Annotated in this window: 15 protein-coding genes; all 15 read right to left on the bottom strand. The window is 58.0% G+C overall.

Annotated features, from left to right (window positions below; translation table 11 throughout):
- The 15 genes from gap to B0D78_RS02305 all read right to left on the bottom strand — a co-directional run bounded on the left by gap (position 1) and on the right by B0D78_RS02305 (position 16,925).
- Positions 1-1,023: a type I glyceraldehyde-3-phosphate dehydrogenase gene (gap, locus tag B0D78_RS02235; RefSeq protein ID WP_078015357.1), complete on the bottom strand. Its 1,023-nt coding sequence runs from the start codon at positions 1,021-1,023 to the stop codon at positions 1-3.
- Between the two features lie 129 nt (positions 1,024-1,152).
- Positions 1,153-2,031: a DNA-binding protein WhiA gene (gene whiA / locus B0D78_RS02240; RefSeq protein WP_078015358.1), complete on the bottom strand. Its 879-nt coding sequence runs from the start codon at positions 2,029-2,031 to the stop codon at positions 1,153-1,155.
- Positions 2,028-3,167: a gluconeogenesis factor YvcK family protein gene (locus B0D78_RS02245; protein ID WP_078015359.1), complete on the bottom strand. Its 1,140-nt coding sequence runs from the start codon at positions 3,165-3,167 to the stop codon at positions 2,028-2,030. The genes whiA and B0D78_RS02245 overlap by 4 nt, the downstream gene beginning before the upstream one ends.
- Complete coding sequence (gene rapZ / locus B0D78_RS02250) at positions 3,164-4,051, bottom strand: RNase adapter RapZ (RefSeq protein WP_078015446.1); 888 nt, start codon at positions 4,049-4,051, stop codon at positions 3,164-3,166. The genes B0D78_RS02245 and rapZ overlap by 4 nt, the downstream gene beginning before the upstream one ends.
- A gap of 11 nt (positions 4,052-4,062) precedes the next feature.
- On the bottom strand, positions 4,063-4,683 hold the full coding sequence (locus tag B0D78_RS02255; protein WP_205948247.1) for an SPOR domain-containing protein: 621 nt from the start codon (positions 4,681-4,683) through the stop codon (positions 4,063-4,065).
- A gap of 139 nt (positions 4,684-4,822) precedes the next feature.
- Entirely contained in the window at positions 4,823-5,995 is a 1,173-nt protein-coding gene (gene ftsZ, locus B0D78_RS02260; RefSeq protein WP_078015361.1) for a cell division protein FtsZ, read from the bottom strand.
- A gap of 14 nt (positions 5,996-6,009) precedes the next feature.
- A complete protein-coding gene (ftsA, locus tag B0D78_RS02265) occupies positions 6,010-7,317 on the bottom strand; it encodes a cell division protein FtsA (protein ID WP_078015362.1) in 1,308 nt (435 codons plus the stop codon).
- 27 nt (positions 7,318-7,344) lie between these two features.
- A complete protein-coding gene (locus tag B0D78_RS02270) occupies positions 7,345-8,106 on the bottom strand; it encodes a hypothetical protein (protein WP_143521682.1) in 762 nt (253 codons plus the stop codon).
- 26 nt (positions 8,107-8,132) lie between these two features.
- Complete coding sequence (gene murC / locus B0D78_RS02275; protein ID WP_078015364.1) at positions 8,133-9,563, bottom strand: UDP-N-acetylmuramate--L-alanine ligase; 1,431 nt, start codon at positions 9,561-9,563, stop codon at positions 8,133-8,135.
- A gap of 14 nt (positions 9,564-9,577) precedes the next feature.
- Positions 9,578-10,687 carry a UDP-N-acetylglucosamine--N-acetylmuramyl-(pentapeptide) pyrophosphoryl-undecaprenol N-acetylglucosamine transferase gene (locus B0D78_RS02280; protein ID WP_168169966.1) on the bottom strand — a complete coding sequence of 370 codons (1,110 nt, stop codon included), beginning with the start codon at positions 10,685-10,687 and terminating at the stop codon, positions 9,578-9,580.
- Complete coding sequence (locus tag B0D78_RS02285) at positions 10,630-11,643, bottom strand: FtsW/RodA/SpoVE family cell cycle protein (protein WP_233543428.1); 1,014 nt, start codon at positions 11,641-11,643, stop codon at positions 10,630-10,632. The genes B0D78_RS02280 and B0D78_RS02285 overlap by 58 nt, the downstream gene beginning before the upstream one ends.
- A 67-nt stretch (positions 11,644-11,710) precedes the next feature.
- Entirely contained in the window at positions 11,711-13,021 is a 1,311-nt protein-coding gene (murD, locus tag B0D78_RS02290; protein ID WP_078015367.1) for a UDP-N-acetylmuramoyl-L-alanine--D-glutamate ligase, read from the bottom strand.
- Positions 13,022-13,093: 72 nt separating this feature from the next.
- Complete coding sequence (locus B0D78_RS02295) at positions 13,094-14,062, bottom strand: phospho-N-acetylmuramoyl-pentapeptide-transferase (RefSeq protein WP_078015368.1); 969 nt, start codon at positions 14,060-14,062, stop codon at positions 13,094-13,096.
- The gene (locus B0D78_RS02300) at positions 14,059-15,429 is read right to left on the bottom strand and encodes a UDP-N-acetylmuramoyl-tripeptide--D-alanyl-D-alanine ligase (protein WP_168169967.1); all 1,371 of its coding nucleotides are present in this window, start codon (positions 15,427-15,429) and stop codon (positions 14,059-14,061) included. The genes B0D78_RS02295 and B0D78_RS02300 overlap by 4 nt, the downstream gene beginning before the upstream one ends.
- The gene (locus tag B0D78_RS02305) at positions 15,426-16,925 is read right to left on the bottom strand and encodes a UDP-N-acetylmuramoyl-L-alanyl-D-glutamate--2,6-diaminopimelate ligase (RefSeq protein WP_078015370.1); all 1,500 of its coding nucleotides are present in this window, start codon (positions 16,923-16,925) and stop codon (positions 15,426-15,428) included. Before B0D78_RS02305 ends, B0D78_RS02300 begins: the two co-directional genes overlap by 4 nt.
- Positions 16,926-16,928 lie beyond the last annotated feature (3 nt).

Here is a 16,928-nt window from a genome sequence, read left to right on the forward strand (position 1 = left end):
TTACAGCCCCTTGGAGATCACGTAGTTGACCAGGTCGACGCAGCGGCAGGAATAGCCCCACTCGTTGTCGTACCAGGCGAAAACTTTGACGAGTCCGTTCATCTCGATGGTCTGATCGGGCGCGAAAATGCTGGAGCGGTCGTCGTGAATGAAGTCGGCGGACACGCACTCGTCGGTGACGTATCCCACGTAGGGAGCCATGGCGCCCGCGGCGGCCTTTTTCACGGCCGCGTTCACTTCGTCGGCCGTCACCGCGCGGCCGGGGACGAAGGTCAGATCGACGATGGAAACGTCGGGCGTGGGCACGCGCAGCGCCATGCCGCTCAGTTTGCCTTTCAGGGCCGGGATGACGAGCGCCACGGCCTTGGCGGCGCCGGTCGTGGTGGGGACCATGGAACAGGCCGCCGCGCGGGCGCGGTAGTTGCTCTTCTTGTGGGACTTGTCGACCAGGTTCTGATCGCCCGTGTAAGAGTGGACGGTCGTCATCAATCCTTTTTCGATGCCGAACGCGTCGTTGAGGATCTTGGCGATCGGCGCCAGGCAGTTGGTCGTGCAGGACGCGTTGGAAACGATATGGTCCTTGGCGGGATCGTACTTTTCCTCGTTGACGCCCATGACGAACGTCGCCACGCCGTCGCCCTTGCCGGGAGCGGTGATGACGACCTTTTTGGCGCCGCAGGCGATATGGGCCCCGGCCTTTTCGGCCGTCACGTTCTTGCCGGTCGCTTCGATGACCAGCTCGACGCCCAGTTCCTTCCAGGGATACACGTCGTTTTCGGGCGTGACGCAGAGGATCTTTTGGCCGTTGACGACGATGGAGTCGCCTTCCGAAGTGACCGTGCCGTTGAAACGGCCGTGCACGGAATCGTACTTGAAAAGATACGCCATCTGGTCGGCCGACGCGCTGTGCCTCGTAACGGCGACAACCTCAAAAAGACCTTTTTTGTCGTACTCCGACATGGCACGAAGAACAAGACGGCCAATTCTGCCAAAACCACTGATCGCAACTCGAACTTTGCTCATAGCAGCAGCCTCCTAAGAATTATTAGCCGTCTCCGCCGGGAAAACGGCTTTCGCAAGCGACATCATACCGTGTGTTTAGATTAAGCGCAAAACGGCCGGCTGTCAAGATTCGTGCCGATTAATTTCGCGTCAGGACCGCTTCGACGGATCAAAACCGGCCTCTTCCGCGATCGCGAGCAATTTTTTCAGACGATATTTCACGGTGCTTTTGCTCACCTGCGGGCGAAGCAGATCGCCAAGATCGGACAGCGTCGCTTCCGGATTCTCGAGCCGGGCCCGGGCCAGGGGGATCAGCTTTTCGGGGATCAGCTTCACGTCGAGTCGGCGCAGAAAATCGATCATCGCCACATGCTGGCGGGAAGTTTTCACGCTGCGGCGAATATTGGCGCTGTCGCAATTGGCCTGCTTATTGGCCAAGTCGCGGCTGCCGCGCATTATCGAACGCTTTTCAAGGTTCTGCGCCAAAGCCGACATGCCCATAAAATAACAGAAACGCATGATCTGCTGAAGGTCGCGAATCGTCAGCTCGCGCACGTTTCCCTTATCCCGCGCCGAGAAGGTAATCTCGCTGCCCTCCAGCAGTTCGCTCATACTGCGCGCCACCGACGCATCGTGAAAACGCATGATGCAGTAATATCCCCGCTTGGGATTGTAAACGCTCCCCGCGCAGCCGAAAACGCCGCGCGCCCAGGCCCAACGGATGAAATCGCGGCGGTGACGTTTTGCGAGAATCGTCCTATAAAGAGACTGCGGCAAAACGACCGCCACTTTCCGATTCTGCACGCGCAGGATCTCGCTCAGGTCCGCTTCGCCGCTCCAGCGCACATACGGCCAGAGACGGCGGAAGCGGCGGTAGACCCACAGCCGCGACGAGGAGATACGCGCCTCGATCCCGACGGTCTGCCTGTTCATGCAGGCGACGATCCCGGACAGCTCGGACTCCGCGGAAACGGCGTCGGTCACGGGAGCCAGAAACCATTCGTCCCATTGCTCGGTGCTGATCTTCATAGCTCATACCCGCCGTTCAGCTTGCGGTTGATCCTCATCAGCGCCTCGGCCAGGCGGGCGCTGTGATGACGTACGACGCCGCTCTCCTGGATCTGAAGCAGCGAAGCGCGGAAAACCTGGCAGCTCCTCGAGATCAAAAACTCTTCATCCTGCCGCCCCAGCGACAAAGGTTCCGCTCCTTGAGCGCGATACTTTTCCCGAAGCGGTTCGGGAATGACGTCTTCGTTGAGAACCACCACGTCGGGGTAACGTCCCAGCGCTTTGGCGACCCACTGAATGTGATTGAGCTGCGTCATGCCGCTGGTTTCCCCCGGCTGAGTCATCAGGTTGGCAACGTAAACGACGGGGCGCTTCGACTTGCGCAGCGCGGCGGTAAAATCTTCCACCAGCAGATTGGGGATGACGCTCGTAAAAAGGCTGCCCGGCCCCAGAATGACCAGATCGGCATGGTGAAGGACCGAAAATGCTTCGCGCACCGGCTTCACGCCCGAAGGCTCGAGGCGGATGCTGCGAATGTCGCGTCCGCGCTCCGCCACCGCCAGTTCGCCGCGCAGCGTCGCGCCGTCGTTCGTCTCGGCGACGAGCGTGACGTTTTCCGTCGTGATCGGCAGCACCCGGCCGCGGATCGCCAGCAAATTGTTGACGAGCTCCACGGCGTTTTTGAAATCGCCCGACTGCTCCGTCGCCGCCAGCAGGATCAGATTGCCGAGACTATGTCCTTTCAGATCGCCCTGGCCGAAACGGAAGTTCATGAAGGCCCGCAGCTGATCGTCGTTTTCGCTGAGGGCGACCAGACAGTTGCGGATGTCGCCGGGAGGCAGCATGCCCCAGTCGCGCACCAGGCGTCCGGAACTGCCCCCTTCGTCGGTCACCGTGACCAAGGCGACGATATTGCGCGTATAGCCTTTCAGCCCCTTTAAGAGAGAAGAAAGCCCCGTCCCGCCGCCGACTGCCACAAAATGGGGCCCTCCCGCGAGACGGAGCTGTACGGCTGCCGCCGCCGCTTCCCGTTCGTTCGTTCTTTTCGATATGAAACTTCGCACGCGGCGACTGTTGCGGAACAGAAGAGACACGGTCACGCCGCCGGCCAGACAGCCGCCGACAAAGATCAGCGCCACGGCGAACAAAAGCGTCATGATTTCCGCCCTCCCCGTTCATCCCGTTCGAGGTCGCGATGCTTGACGCGGCACTCCACGCCGTCAATCCCTCCCAATCGCTCACCCAGCCATTCAGCCGCAAAAACAGAACGATGACGGCCGCCTGTACAGCCGATGGCGATCTGCAAATAATTTTTGCCGCTGAGGTGGTACACGGGAATGATGTTTTCGAAAAGCTCCAGACTCTGGTGTAAAAAGGAGCTGGCCATCGGATCGTTGTAGATGTACTTTTGCACCGGTTCGTCACGACCCGACAGATATTTCAGCGCCTCCACGTAATAAGGATTGACGAGGAAACGCACGTCCAACACAAAATCGGCGTCAAGCGCCACGCCGTACTTGAAGCCAAACGAACTGACCGTCACCTGCAGTCCGGCCGGATTGCGCGCCAAGATCGAGAAGATCTCGGCGCGAAGCTGGGCGTTCGACAGTGCGGATGTATCGATGATACGGTCGGCGATGCGCCGGAACTGCGCCAATTGCTTGCGCTCGATGCCGATTCCTTCCAGCAGCGAATTCATGAAACCCAACGGATGACGCCGGCGCGTCAGGCTATAGCGGCGCAGCAGCACATCCTCGGACGCCTCGAGAAAAAGGATCTGAACGTTGACGCCCTTCTGTTTCAGATCGTCGAGCACGCGCGGCAGACAATCCGGCAGATCGAGGCTGCGCACGTCGATCACGGCCGCTACGCCGTTCTCCAGCGCTCTGGGATGCTGAGACAAGATCCCGATCAGCCCTGGAAGCATACCGACAGGAATGTTATCGACCGTAAAAAAGCCCTGATCTTCCAGAAGATGCAGCACGCTGCTTTTTCCGCTGCCAGACAGCCCCGTGATGATCAGCAGTTTTTTCGGAAGCATGGTCTCGCCGCTCACTGATTCTGCCGCACTAAGACCGGATGCCCCGCCGCCTTGATGTCCTTCGCGATCTCGTCGGCCACCGCCCGTTCGCGCCCGCCGGCCACGATCACGCGATAATAATTCTTGCCGCGCACTTCCGCCTGGCGCACCACGGCGCTGTGTCCCATCTTCTGAAGCGACGAAACGACGGCGTTTGCCGCCGCGCGATCAGTGTAGGAACCGCACTGGATAATAAACAGACTTTTGTCGATGCTGCCGCCGCGGACAATGACGCGGTTTTCCCCTGGCGCGGCATCGCCTTTCTTGGGATCGACACGAGCAGCTCGCGGTTGTGACGGGCTTTTCGACGACGCATTGTCCCCTCCCTCGCCGCCTGTCGTGGCCGGGCGATCTTCGTTCTGGGACCGACCGCCGCTTTTACGCTGCACGGGTTGAGCGATGATCACGTTGTCAATTTTCTCTTTTTTCGTCACCACGCCGTCTTTCTTGTCCCCGACGATCCCCGCGCTCTGGTGTTGGGCAATCGGGCGCGGCTGTGTGATAACGGTCGGCTTCGGAGGACTGGGAGCCCAAAGAAGGCGGATCCCCACCACGACAATGCCCAACGCGACAACGCCAAGAATCGGCAGCATAAAGTCGCCAAACGGGACAGCCGGCTTCTGCTTGAAACGGCTTGTTGATCTGGCTGCCATAAAAATCACCTCAGTTTCATAGAATCATGACATAACAACAACGGAGACAAGCAGACTTGTCCCCGTCCGAGAATCTTCGTTACTTTTTGCGGCGTCTGTAAGTCGTCGGGATATCAAGTCCGGAGCCAAGCCCTTCAAAAATACTGTGCGGCTCTTCCGAAACCACGTCGCTGGGCGTCAGGTTCTGTTTCTCGAACAAGCCGGCGGAATCTGAACCAGCCTGCGTCTTGGCGTCGTTCTTATCGGCAAGAATGTCCTTGAATCCCGTAGCGATCAAGGTAAAGCGCACGGTATCGCCCATCGAGGGATCGATGCCCTGTCCCCAGATGATGTTCGCGTCCTCGCGGGCAGAAGCGGAGATCAACTTCGCCGCTTCGTTCATCTCGAGAATGCTCAGATCCTCGCCGGACTCGATGCAGTACAGCACAGAAGAAGCTCCGTTCATCGGCGCTGTCATCAGCGGCCCGTTCATCGCCGCGCGGGCCGCCGCGAGCACACGGCCATCGCCCTTGGCTTCGCCGACTCCCATGATCGCCGTCCCCGCGTCGCGCATGATCGTGCATACGTCCGCAAAATCCACGTTGACCTGCATGATTTTGCGAATGACGCCCGTCACGCCGGCAACGGCCTGCCGAAGGACTTCGTCGCTCATCTTGAAGGCTTCCTGCCACGTCGTCGATTTATCGGAAAGCTCGATGATGCGGTCGTTGTGTACGATGACCAGAGCGTCGACTTTCTCGCGCAATCTGCTGATGCCCTCGGTCGCCTGCCGAATGCGCTTCGGCCCCTCCCAGCTGAAAGGATACGTAACGATCGCGACGACCAGCGCGCCGACCTTTTCCTTGGCGATGCCGGCGATCACGGGAGCAGCGCCCGTACCGGTCCCGCCGCCCATACCGGCGGTGATGAAGACCATGTCGGCTCCTTCAAGAAGGTTCGTGATCTCCTCTTCAGACTCCTGAGCCGCTTCCTGTCCCACGCTGGGATTCGCACCGGCGCCCCGCCCCTTGGTCAGATTGCGTCCCAGGATCAGTTTCGACGAGGCTTCCGAAAGCCGCAGCGCCGCAACGTCAGTATTGCCGGCAATAAAATCCACATCATCAATGCCGCTGCGAATGATCGTATTCAGCGCGTTGCCGCCGGCGCCGCCGACACCTATAACCTTGATAACTTCTCGAGGAACTAACGCACTGATATCGTCATCCTCAAGGGGTGCATCGTTGGTGATCGAGAAGATCTCGCTGTCGTCCATGGAACCGGTCCTCCTTAGAATAATTCTCTGAAAAGTTCTTTCGCATTGCGGGCAAAGGCTTTAAGGGGCGACTGAGAAGGTCTTCTTGCACCTTTCATTCTCTTAGAAGATTTGCCGGGGGCAATGTTTTTGAAGATCGACATAGGCGCTTCCACGTATACGAAGGGATTCTTTCTCCTTTCCATCAGATACACGATGATCCCCGATACGGCACTGTAGCGGCAGTCATTGCGTCCTCGCTGCATCTCCTCCCGAAGCACGGGCACGCCGACTCGCACGGATGTTCCCAAATAAGAATCGGCAAACGGAACGATACCTTTGGTCATCACGACGCCGCCCGTCAGAATCACATCAGTGGGAAGCCCTGCTTTTTGGATAGCCTTGAGACTGGGAACGACGCTGTCGGCAAAAAGTTCGTCCAGACGGCTCGCAATGATCTCCCCCACTTCCTCCTTGCCGAGTTCACGCTTCCGGCCGCGGTGTTCCACTGTCAGCGATCCGTCTGTTTCCGCCTTCGGATCCACGTCAATATCCTTTTTCAGCTCTTCCGCAATCGCAAAGGGAATTTTCATGACGCAGGAAATGTCGTTGGTAATATGATCGCCGCCAACGGGAATCTCCGCGGCGTGGATCATACGTCCTTCGGAAAAGATCGACACGCTCGTCGTTCCGCCGCCGATCGCCACAAGGGAAGCGCCCATCGACCGCTCGTCGACACTCAGCGTTCCCAAAGCTTCGGCGACAGGTTTCAGAACAAGACCGACTACAGAGACTCCCGCTTTTTCCACACAGTTTACCACATTTTGCGCTACGGTAGTAGGGATTACGAGCGCCGTCAGTTCGACCTCCAGACGGATGCCCGTCATCTCCAAAGGGTTGTCGATCCCGCTGTTCCCGTCGATAGCATATTTGATGGGAATTGAATGAAGACAGCAGCTGCTCGGCAGCAGCTGGAGCTCGCTCAATGCCGTCTCGATGACCCGTTCGATGTCTTCGGCCATGATCTGGCGCGGCGAACGTCCCAGGGAAATCTTTCCCTTCAGTACGTGGCATTTTACGTCGATGCCGCTGAAAGCGACCACAGCACGGCTGATCTTTATACCGCTGAGCATAGATTCGGCATCGGCGATAGCGTCGGAGACCGAACTGACCGCCTGATCGAGATTGACGATCATGCCTTTGCGCAGACCTCGGGAAGGCGCCTGTCCTATGCCTATGATCTGCGCTTTATCGGGATTTTCCGGCGCTCGTTCGGCAACTGCCACGGCTATTTTCTTCGTACCGAGATCAAGTCCCACCAGGATGTCAGAATCTCTGCCCATGAATTCTCTCTCCTTTGCCCTCAAACATCATTCAGGGATGACGCTGTTCTTCTTAATAATTATTTTATCCTCGTACGTCGCGTCGATCGACGTTTTTTGTTCCGGTTTCGCGCCAGTCAATTCTCTCACGACGATGAGACTTTTTTCAAGATGAGACACTTTTCCAATAAAAGACGACTGGCTTTTTGTCCTCATGTTTTCAAAAACACAGGCGATCACATCTTCTCCGCCGCGGCGGAGCAGTTCAACGTCGGAAGCTTCCAGGTCCTTCTGGGAAAGCAGGGTCTGCTGCAGTGAATCAAGCCATTGATACGAAACCGTCAAATGAGTAACTCCGTTGAGTCCCAGATCCTCAAGCAAGGGGAACGAATTCCCCACCCGAAGTTCAGGGAGCTGCGGAATTTCCGCAGTCAGCACCTTCTCCCACAGATCGCGGCGCCATGCCGCGCCGTCCTGCGCGATAAGATACTCGGCATGCTGCCAGACGATTTTCATGGCCGGAACAAAGGGGACCGCGGTCAGCTTCAGAGCGCCGCGAAAGGGGTTCCACTGCGTTTCTATCGTAAAGGGGTACTGTCGCTCATAGCTTTTGAGTTCGCTTTTTGCCAGAAGCCATGCCGGATGAAAATTCAGGAACGACTCGCTCCAATCGCGCAGATTCGTCTCGAACTCGGCCGAAAAATTCTCCACCTGCAACGACTTCAGATGAAAGGGTTGAAAATGATCGTTCAGGCACAGGAAAGATCCCGTTAAAAAAGAGTATAGGCACCACCGCAATCTTTTCCCCATTGCCCGCCCCCATAAAATTTAAGACGTCAAAGAGCCGACGCGAAACCCCTGTTCAACTCCTGAACGACCAGATCTCCAATCACACAGACATCGCCCGCTCCTTCAGTCAGGACCAAGTCGCCGGGACGAACCAACGACAGGACTCTTTCAGCGGCTTCAACTTTATTCTGAGCGAGGACGCAGTTTCCGCCGCGTCTGGCCACTGTGGCGCCGATCAGTTCGGACGACACGCCGGGAATCGGTTGCTCGTCCGCCGCATAGATCGGCAGCAGCACGACCTGGGGCACGCTGGCCAGCACTTCTGCGAAACGATCGAAAAGAGCCTGGGTCCGCGTGTAGCGATGAGGCTGAAATATCAACAGGATTCGACGGTCAGGGTACATAAGCCTGACCGCATTCAGCGTTGCCTCAATCTCGCGGGGATGGTGTCCATAGTCGTCGTATACCAGGATATTGCCAGGACACATGGCGCGCAGCTGAAGACGCCGCTTCGCCCCGTGAAACATCCTCATGGCCTTTTGAATGATATCGAAAGAAACTCCCAATTCATGAGCGACGCCGCACGCCGCAAGCGAATCGAGAACGTTATGTTCGCCGGAAATCACCAGCTCAATGGTTCCCATTTTCCGGCCCTTCGCATGGAAAGTGTAGTTCAAACCGCCGCCGCAATGATACTGGATATCCGCAGCGTAAAAATCGAACGAAGGGTCGCGCCCGAAAAGATGCACGCGCTTCTTCAAATCGTCCGGAAGCGCTTCGATCACCCTTTTAACTCCGACATCTTCCCCACACAGGAAAAGCTTGCCACCTTCCTTGGTGTTGCAGAGGAAACGGCCAAAAGCGTCGATGACGGCCTGAAGATCGGGATACTGATTCACGTGGTCCCAATCGACGTTGGTCACGACGGAGTAAAGAGGATGGAAATACTCAAAAGACTCGTCGCTTTCGTCAAGCTCGGCGACCATATACTCCCCCATGCCGAGCTTGGCGTTGCATCCGATGTCACAAAGTTCCCCGCCAACCGCAATGGTAGGCTGCATGTCGGCCTGCTCAAGGATATAACTGATCAGCGAAGTCGTCGTCGTTTTGCCATGGGTTCCGGCCACGCCGATGCCGCGTTTGGAGTCGAAAAGAAGGCTCAGCAGCTCGGCCCGCTGCAGCACAGGGATCTCTTTCCTGCGCGCCTCGGCCAGCTCGGGATTGGACGCGGGAATAGCGCTGCTGTACGCCAGCAAATCGACTCTGCATTCATCCAAATGGTGCACGTCGTGTCCGTAAAGGATTTTTACGCCGGCTTTCTCCAGCTTTTCGACGTAAGCCGTGCGTCCCATATCGCAACCGCTGACATTGAAGCCCAACTCGTGGAAAAGCAGTGCCAGCCCGCTCATCCCCGCTCCGCCGACACCCATAAGGTGGATGTTCTTGATACTGCCCAGATCTATTTTTTTTCGACTCACGTGGGATTCCCCTTTCAAACTGTGAGGCTGCGCAAGGCTTCATAAAGTTTTACCGCGCCTGCACTCAGATCCTCACAGCTCACGCGCCGCTCTGCGGCAGACCGCAAGGCCGCGCGAAACTGCTCCTGTGAAGAGCCTTCCAAAAAGACGGGGGCTCCCGTCAATTTGGAGAAATATTGGGCATTGCTCAACTGGTGCTGTCCAACGGCTTTTAACCACGGCACGACGAGCACCGGAATTCCCAGAGCCCGAAGCTCTGCCAGCGTCGAAGCTCCGGCCCGACAGACGATCATGTCCGCGGCAGAAAACACCGTCGTCATGTCCCAGCAGGCTTCATGAACCAGCGCTTCAGGGAAAGGACGATCTTCGGCTTTGATGCCCATGCACAGGACTTTACAACTCGTTGATTTTATCATATTTTGTGCGTCTTGCAGCACTTTTCTCAGGCCGCCGCTCCCCAGAGAGCCGCCCAAAATAATAATCAATTTCTCGTCATCCCTCAAAAACGTCCCCAGCAGCCGTTTCTGAGCGTCCTTTTTATCGATCAGACGGATCTCGCGCAACGGCATCCCCGTCACAATCTTTTTTGCCGTGTCCAGTCCCTTGCAGTCTTCCCAGGCACAAGCGACAGGAATACCGCATCTGGCCGCAAAACGGGTGACTTTTCCCGCCACAGTGTTCTGTTCATGCATGAGCACGGGAACATGGAGGCAACGCGCCGCCAGCAAGACGGGCATCGAAAGATAACCGCCGAACAGCACACAACGGTCGATCCGTTCTTTCTTTAAAATCGCGCGCGCCTCGAAAAAAGAACTGAAAAGGTGCTTCCAGCGCGTCAACGAACGCAGGCCGGACACGCCCAAAGGAGAACCTTCCAGCGACAATCTTTGAGGAACTACGCCATGAGCCTTATAAATTTCATCTTCCAGCGGACGGCTGCCCGAGAGCCAAATAACCGACTCCCCCCGCTTCTGCAGCCACAAGCCGAAAGCAATGGACGGGATGATATGACCGCCGGTCCCCCCGGCCGCCAATAGGATTCTGTACGTCACGTCACCGTCCTCCTCTACGCGTCTTCTATCGGTTCTTTGATCAGTCTGATCAGCAAACCGATCCTTGCCCACATGAATACCAGCGAGGTGCCTCCGTAACTGATAAACGGCAGAGGCATGCCTGTCAGAGGGATCAGTTTCATGACGCCGCCCAGATTGATGAAAAACGGCAGCAGTACCGCGACGCAGCATCCCCAAATGAGAATACGCCGTTCCGGCGTCGCTTTTCTGTATGCGGCATAGACGCGCAGCGTCCAAAACACAAACAGAAGAAAAACGCTCATCGTGCCGACAAGCCCCAACTGTTCCCCGAGAGCAGGGAAAATAAAATCGTTATGCACTTCCGGCAAGAACTGCTGGCTCCGCCCAAGCCCGATGCCCCATATTCGCCCGTTGGCAAAAGCGATCAGTCCCTGAATAACCTGATAACCGGAACCCAGCGGATCGGTCCAGGGATCGAGCCATGTTTCGATCCGCTCGGCGCGATATCCATAATTCGCCATGTACCATAGCACCGGAGACGCGGCAATTCCCGTGACCAATGGCAACAGGATGCCGTACCGTTCGATGAAAAGAGCGCCGACGATGCCCACGAGCAGCAGCAGACCGCCAAAGTCAGGTTGTTTCATGATGATCAGGGCAAAGGGAGCAAACAGGATGCCGCTGAGGATCAGCGCTTTCCACATGCCGTCCACCCGCATGTAGACTTTGGCAAGATGGATCATCATCACAAAGCTCACAACTTCCAACGGCTGGAAGTTGACCGGACCGAGGCGGATCCAGCGGGAAGCCCCTTTGACGACGACTTTCAACGGAGAAAAGACCGTCATCGCCAGCAGCCCAAAAGCCACGGCCAGCAAAAAAACGCTGTGTCTCGACCAGAAACTCAGCGGCACCTGCGTCACCACGATAAATCCCGTCAAAGCTACCATGAGCCACAGCGCCTGCTTCAATCCCGGCGAAGAAAGATCCCAGCCCGTCATCGACGAGACTACAACAACGCCTAACGTGGAAAGGATCAAGGGCACAATCCAAAGCCCAAAAACGCTCCCGCCGCCGGCGTCGCGGTTATAAAACCACGAATCCCTTATCTGGTTAGAACAGTGTTCTGACGAGTTGGGCAAAATGATCTCCCCGTTCTTCATAACTATGATACATGTCCCAGCTTGTGCAGGCGGGAGAAAGAAGGACTTTATCGCCGGGACCGGCAAGTTCCGAGGCTTTCTTCACGGCCTCGCCCATATCCTTCGCCCGCACGGCGTGTCGATAACCGGCAGACCGCAGCGCCGCAAAAATTTTTTCGGCTTCGGAACCGATCACAATCGCGGCAAACGTCTCTTCGCACACGACGCGGGCAAGTTCATCATAGCGTTCGCCCTTGCCCTGGCCGCCAAGGATGACGAGTTTGCGGCCGCTGATGCTGTGCAAAGCCGCGATCACAGCGGCCACGTTGGTCCCTTTGGAATCGTCGATGTAAAGGACGCCATTGTGTTCGCCCACCGGTTCACAGCGATGATGGAGGACTTCGAAACTGGCAAGTCCCACGGAGGGATCGACGTCGCGAAACGCAAGCGCTACGGCGGCACAAGACATGGCGGCATTTTCCAAATTATGGGCGCCGAGCAGTTTCAATGAGCTTTTACGGAACAACAGGCGGCGTCTTTCGCGATCGACCAGAAGCACATCGCTGTCGTCCATGTCGATCCTCAAATTGCCGCGTCCCAACGCACAAACGGTGCGTCCCGCCGGGACGCGGAACGCGTCGACGTCATGCGTCACCGCGTAGCACTCCCCCTGACGGGGCAGAAAGATCCTGCACTTGTCGCTTTTGTAGCTCTCGTAACTGCCATGCCAATCAAGATGGTCAGGGGCCAGATTCGTCAGGACGGCAACGTCCGGCCTGAGCTGCGTGTTCCAGTGCAGCTGAAAACTGCTCAGCTCCATCACGATTGCATCATAGCTTCTGTCCGCATGAGCCGCCAGGGGATCGCCGATGTTCCCCACGGAGACGGCATTCAGACCGCAACTTTGCAACAGGTGGGCGATCAGCGCCGTGCAGGTCGTTTTGCCGTTTGTCCCCGTCACGGCGATGATCTTTCCTTTCAGGAACGGGGCGAGAAGGTCGAGCTCTCCCTGCACAGGCACGTTTTTTGCGCGGGCCATCGACACCGCATCCGATTTTTCCGAGACGCCCGAGCTCACGACCATCAGGTCGCACTCGCAGCATCTGGGCGTATGGCCGCCGGTTTCCCATTGGATCCGCGTCTTGCTGAAAAGCTCCTGCGTCTCGCGGGGGATCTCCGCCCGATGATCGGTCACGAAAACACCGGCGCCGCGGCTGGCCGCCCAGAGCGCCAGAGCCCTTCCGCTCACGCCGGCGCCGACGACGGTGATCTTATGAACCATCTAAACTCCTCCTTCCGCCGCGCCCGAAAAGACCAAACGCACGGTAGCGACGTCGCGCTCAACGAAAATCGATCACGGCATAAAAAAGAACGCCACGGACTGCGCCGCCGCGGCGCACAGCAGCGAACAAAGCGTATGGACCAGCAAAAAACGGACGACGATGCGGTCTTCGGGCCAGCCCAACAGTTGAAAATGATGGTGAAGGGGGCTCATTCTAAAAACGCGCCGGCCCCAACCATGAATGGCGATCAGCTGGATCACGACCGACAGCATCTCAATGCCGAATCCCGTTCCCGCGGGGATCAGAACCAACACGCCGCCAGCGCCCATAAAAGCGCAGGAAGCCATCAGCCCGGCCAAAAAATGTGCTCCCGCGTCGCCCATGAAGACCTGAGCGGGATGACAGTTATGCCATAGGAATCCCAAAGCGACGGCCAATCCCGTCAGAGATCCCAGGTAAGGTTCCGGCGAGAGCGACGCCAAAACGACGAAAGTCACGACGCTTGCCCCCGCCGCCAGACCGTCCAGACCGTCGGTCACGTTCACCGAATTCTGAATGCCCACGGCGAAAAACAGCGCCAGAGGCCAGATCCAGCCGCCGATCGAAAAGCCCCAGAACAGAGCGGGAACTTTGCCGTCCAATGCCAGAAGGATGAACCACAGCCCCGTCGTCGTCGCCTGCAGAGCGAACTTTTGCAGGCTGCGCAGCCCCTCGCTAGAACTGTTTTTGAACTTCAACATGTCGTCGCATAAGCCGACCATAGCGGAAAGGATCGGATACGACCAGAAGATCACGCCGGCGCGATCGCCCCGAATCATGTGAGTCAGCAAAAGCCCTGAACCGATCAGCAAAAATACCACGCCGCCCGCCGCAGGAACTTTCGCCTTGATCTTCTCGTCGATATGCGTTCCATAAGCCTTCTGCACCTGAGACACGTGACGGCGCCGCATCCAGTCGATCCACGAATGCTGCGCGGCGACCTCACAGAAGAAAATCACGAAAAGAAGGATCAGCGAATGAGGAGCCAGAAGAGTCATCATAGTTCGAGCGCCCTCACCACGCGCTCAAGATGATTGCCGCGCGATCCCTTGACGAGAATCACGTCGCCTTCGCCCGGACGCGTTCCATCCACCGCCTCGATCAGCGCATCGATGGAGTCGTAGTAATAATCCGCCGTCCCCTCGACGTTCTTCCATTCCTCGCCGAAGAGATACAGCAGGTCGCTGACGTGAAGCGCCCGCTCAAAGATCCTGCCGTGTTCCGAAACCGACGCCGTTCCCAGCTCCAACATTTCGCCGAGGATCAAAAAGCGGCGCCCCGGGATGTCGGCCGAGTCCATGGCAGCCAGAGACGCTTTCACGGCCGCCGGGCTGGCATTGTAACACTCATCGAGAATCGCCGCGCCGCTTTCGGACAGGCGGATCTCTCCGCGCCCGGCGCTGTTGCGGCACTTGGGCAAAGACGCCGCGATCTCGCGGCTGGAAAGCCCCGCACGCCCCGCGATGGCGATGGCGCAGCAGAGCGGATAGAGCTGATGTACGCCGGCCAACGGCAGAGAAAGGTTGAATGACAAACCGTCCAGCCCCGTCAGGATCGCGCGCACCGTAAAATGATCTTTTTCCCAGCTCAATCGCTCGCGGGCAAAGAGCACTTCGCCGCGGCGTCCGAAGCGGATCACTTCCGGCAGTCTCAGTTCTTCGGCACGTTTGCAGAGCATTCCGTTGTCGCCGTTGATCACGGCGCAGCGCAGATTTTTCGACGCCAAGATCTCCGATTTGGCCTGAAGCACGCCTTCAAGGGAAGCGAAACTTTCCAGATGCGCCGGAGCCACCTCGGTGATCGCGGCGATCGTGGGCGGCAGATAATTCACCATCGCGGCGATTTCCCCGTGGTGATTGGCGCCCATTTCCAGCAGCATGATTTCCGTGTCTGCCGGCGCGGCCAGCACCGTCACGGCGCAGCCGATGAGCGTATTATAGTTGCCTCCGGCGGCGTGAAGTTTGAAATAATCTTCCAAAAGAGCTTTCGTATCGTTCTTCGCCGAAGTTTTGCCGACGCTGCCCGTGATCGCGATCGTTTCGCGCAGATGCTCCAGCGACCTCAGATAGGCCGAAGCCAAAGAGGCAAGGCCGTATTCGCAGCGTTCCGGCGTCAGAACAAAAGCGCACTGGGGATACAGCGAACTCCATTCATCCCGATAGGAGCCAGCCTCGCAGACGATCAGCGAAGCTCCTTTGGCGAGCACGTCGGGAATGAAGCGGTGTCCGTCGACCTTGGCGCCGTGAAGCGCCACAAATCCTTCGCCTTTTTGCGTTTCGCGGCTGTCCACCCGAATGATCAGAGGCAGCTCGGGGTCGACGCCCTTCACCGTCACGCCGGCCTGCGACGCCAATCGACTCAATCTCACCGGATCTTCACGCCCCTCTCGACGGCCCAGCCCTCGACGACCGACCGGTCGCTGTAAGGATATTTGACGCCGTTGATTTCCAGATACGGCTCCGGCCCCTTGCCGGAGAGCACCAGCAGATCGCCGCGGCGGCACCAGTCCAAGGCCTTGCGGATCGCCGCGTCGCGAGGCAGCTCGACGGACCAGCAATCGTCGGCGCGGACTTCCTTGATGCCCGCCACGATCTGCTCGGCGATCTTGACGGGATCTTCCGTGCGCGGGTTGTCCATGGTGACGAAGATCCGGTCGGCTTTCTGCGCCGCCGCCTGTCCCAGCAGCGGACGATGCCCGGCGAAACGATCGCCGCCGTGCCCGAAGAGGCTGACGAGCCGGCCTTCGGTCAACGGGCGCAGCGTCTCCAGCAACGCTTTCAGCGAATCGGCCGTGTGCGCGTAATCGATGATGACGCGCACGCCGTTGTCGAGATTCAGGCGTTCCATGCGTCCGGGCACCTGAGGCATGAGAGCCAGGCCTTCGGCGACCTTTCTTTCGTTGCAGCCCTCGGCTAAACAGACGGCCGCCGCGCCAAGCGCGTTTTCCACGTTGTATCGTCCCGAAAGCGGGATACGGACGCGGCCCATCTTGCGCCCGTCGAGGAGCAGATCGAACTCGCTCCCGTCGATGTCGAGTTTTACGTTCGTCCCTTGGAGGCGGGCCGGAGATTCGAGCGCCCAGGTCATGGCCTTCGGAAATTCGGCCGCAAGACGGCGGCCGTATTCGCTGGCGACGTTCGGCGCCACGGCCGCGCCCGGCTTGAGGTATTTGCGGAACAGCGCCGCTTTGGCTTCGTAGTAGTTCTCCATCGTCCCGTGAAAGTCGAGATGTTCGGGCGTCAGATTGGTGAACACGGCGCCGTCGTAGACGCACCCGCTCAGACGTCCCTGCACGATGCCGTGCGAAGAGCACTCCATGGAACAGGCCTGGCAGCCGTTGTCGACCATTCTCTTCAAAAACTGCTGGATCTCGCTGCCTTCGGGCGTAGTTCGATCGGCCAGCTCTACCGTAGCGCCGTCGTCGTAAACGATCGTTCCCAGCAGGCCGCATTTGACGCCGCAGTTTTGCAGAATGCTGCGCATCATGTAGCTGGTGGTGCTTTTGCCCTGAGTGCCCGTGACGGCGAACATTTTCATCTTTTCAGACGGCCCTTCGTTCAAAGCCGCGGCGAGATACCCCATCGCCGACCGGACGTCGGTTACCTGGATCCAGGGGATCGGCAGCCCCGGCTCGGGACGCTGGATCAAAAGATACGACACGCCGGCTTTCAGCGCCTGCTCGATAAAACGATGTCCGTCGGCATGAAGCCCTACGACGCAGGCAAAAATATCTCCCGGGCCGACGGTCCGGGAGTCGCTTTTCAGGGTACAGTCCGCCGGTATTTTGTTCCAGTCACCGCCGATATCTGTCAGAAGCCCAGCATTTTTCAGATCTTCAAGTCCTCTTTTCAATCGCCGATCCATGGT

It is taken from the genome of Pyramidobacter sp. C12-8 (assembly GCF_002007215.1).
Classification (GTDB): Bacteria; Synergistota; Synergistia; order Synergistales; family Dethiosulfovibrionaceae; genus Pyramidobacter.

What these genes read in the sequence shown, in the direction of transcription:
- B0D78_RS02245 (WP_078015359.1), bottom strand. Translation starts at nt 3,167, where the DNA reads ATGACGCTTTTGTTCGCCGTGGCGCTGATCTTTGTCGGCGGCTGTCTG.
- B0D78_RS02255 (WP_205948247.1), bottom strand. Translation starts at nt 4,683, where the DNA reads ATGCTGCCGATTCTTGGCGTTGTCGCGTTGGGCATTGTCGTGGTGGGG.
- rapZ (WP_078015446.1), bottom strand. Translation starts at nt 4,051, where the DNA reads ATGCTTCCGAAAAAACTGCTGATCATCACGGGGCTGTCTGGCAGCGGA.
- B0D78_RS02305 (WP_078015370.1), bottom strand. Translation starts at nt 16,925, where the DNA reads ATGGATCGGCGATTGAAAAGAGGACTTGAAGATCTGAAAAATGCTGGG.
- B0D78_RS02295 (WP_078015368.1), bottom strand. Translation starts at nt 14,062, where the DNA reads ATGATGACTCTTCTGGCTCCTCATTCGCTGATCCTTCTTTTCGTGATT.
- ftsA (WP_078015362.1), bottom strand. Translation starts at nt 7,317, where the DNA reads ATGGGCAGAGATTCTGACATCCTGGTGGGACTTGATCTCGGTACGAAG.
- ftsZ (WP_078015361.1), bottom strand. Translation starts at nt 5,995, where the DNA reads ATGGACGACAGCGAGATCTTCTCGATCACCAACGATGCACCCCTTGAG.
- gap (WP_078015357.1), bottom strand. Translation starts at nt 1,023, where the DNA reads ATGAGCAAAGTTCGAGTTGCGATCAGTGGTTTTGGCAGAATTGGCCGT.
- whiA (WP_078015358.1), bottom strand. Translation starts at nt 2,031, where the DNA reads ATGAAGATCAGCACCGAGCAATGGGACGAATGGTTTCTGGCTCCCGTG.
- murD (WP_078015367.1), bottom strand. Translation starts at nt 13,021, where the DNA reads ATGGTTCATAAGATCACCGTCGTCGGCGCCGGCGTGAGCGGAAGGGCT.
- B0D78_RS02270 (WP_143521682.1), bottom strand. Translation starts at nt 8,106, where the DNA reads ATGGGGAAAAGATTGCGGTGGTGCCTATACTCTTTTTTAACGGGATCT.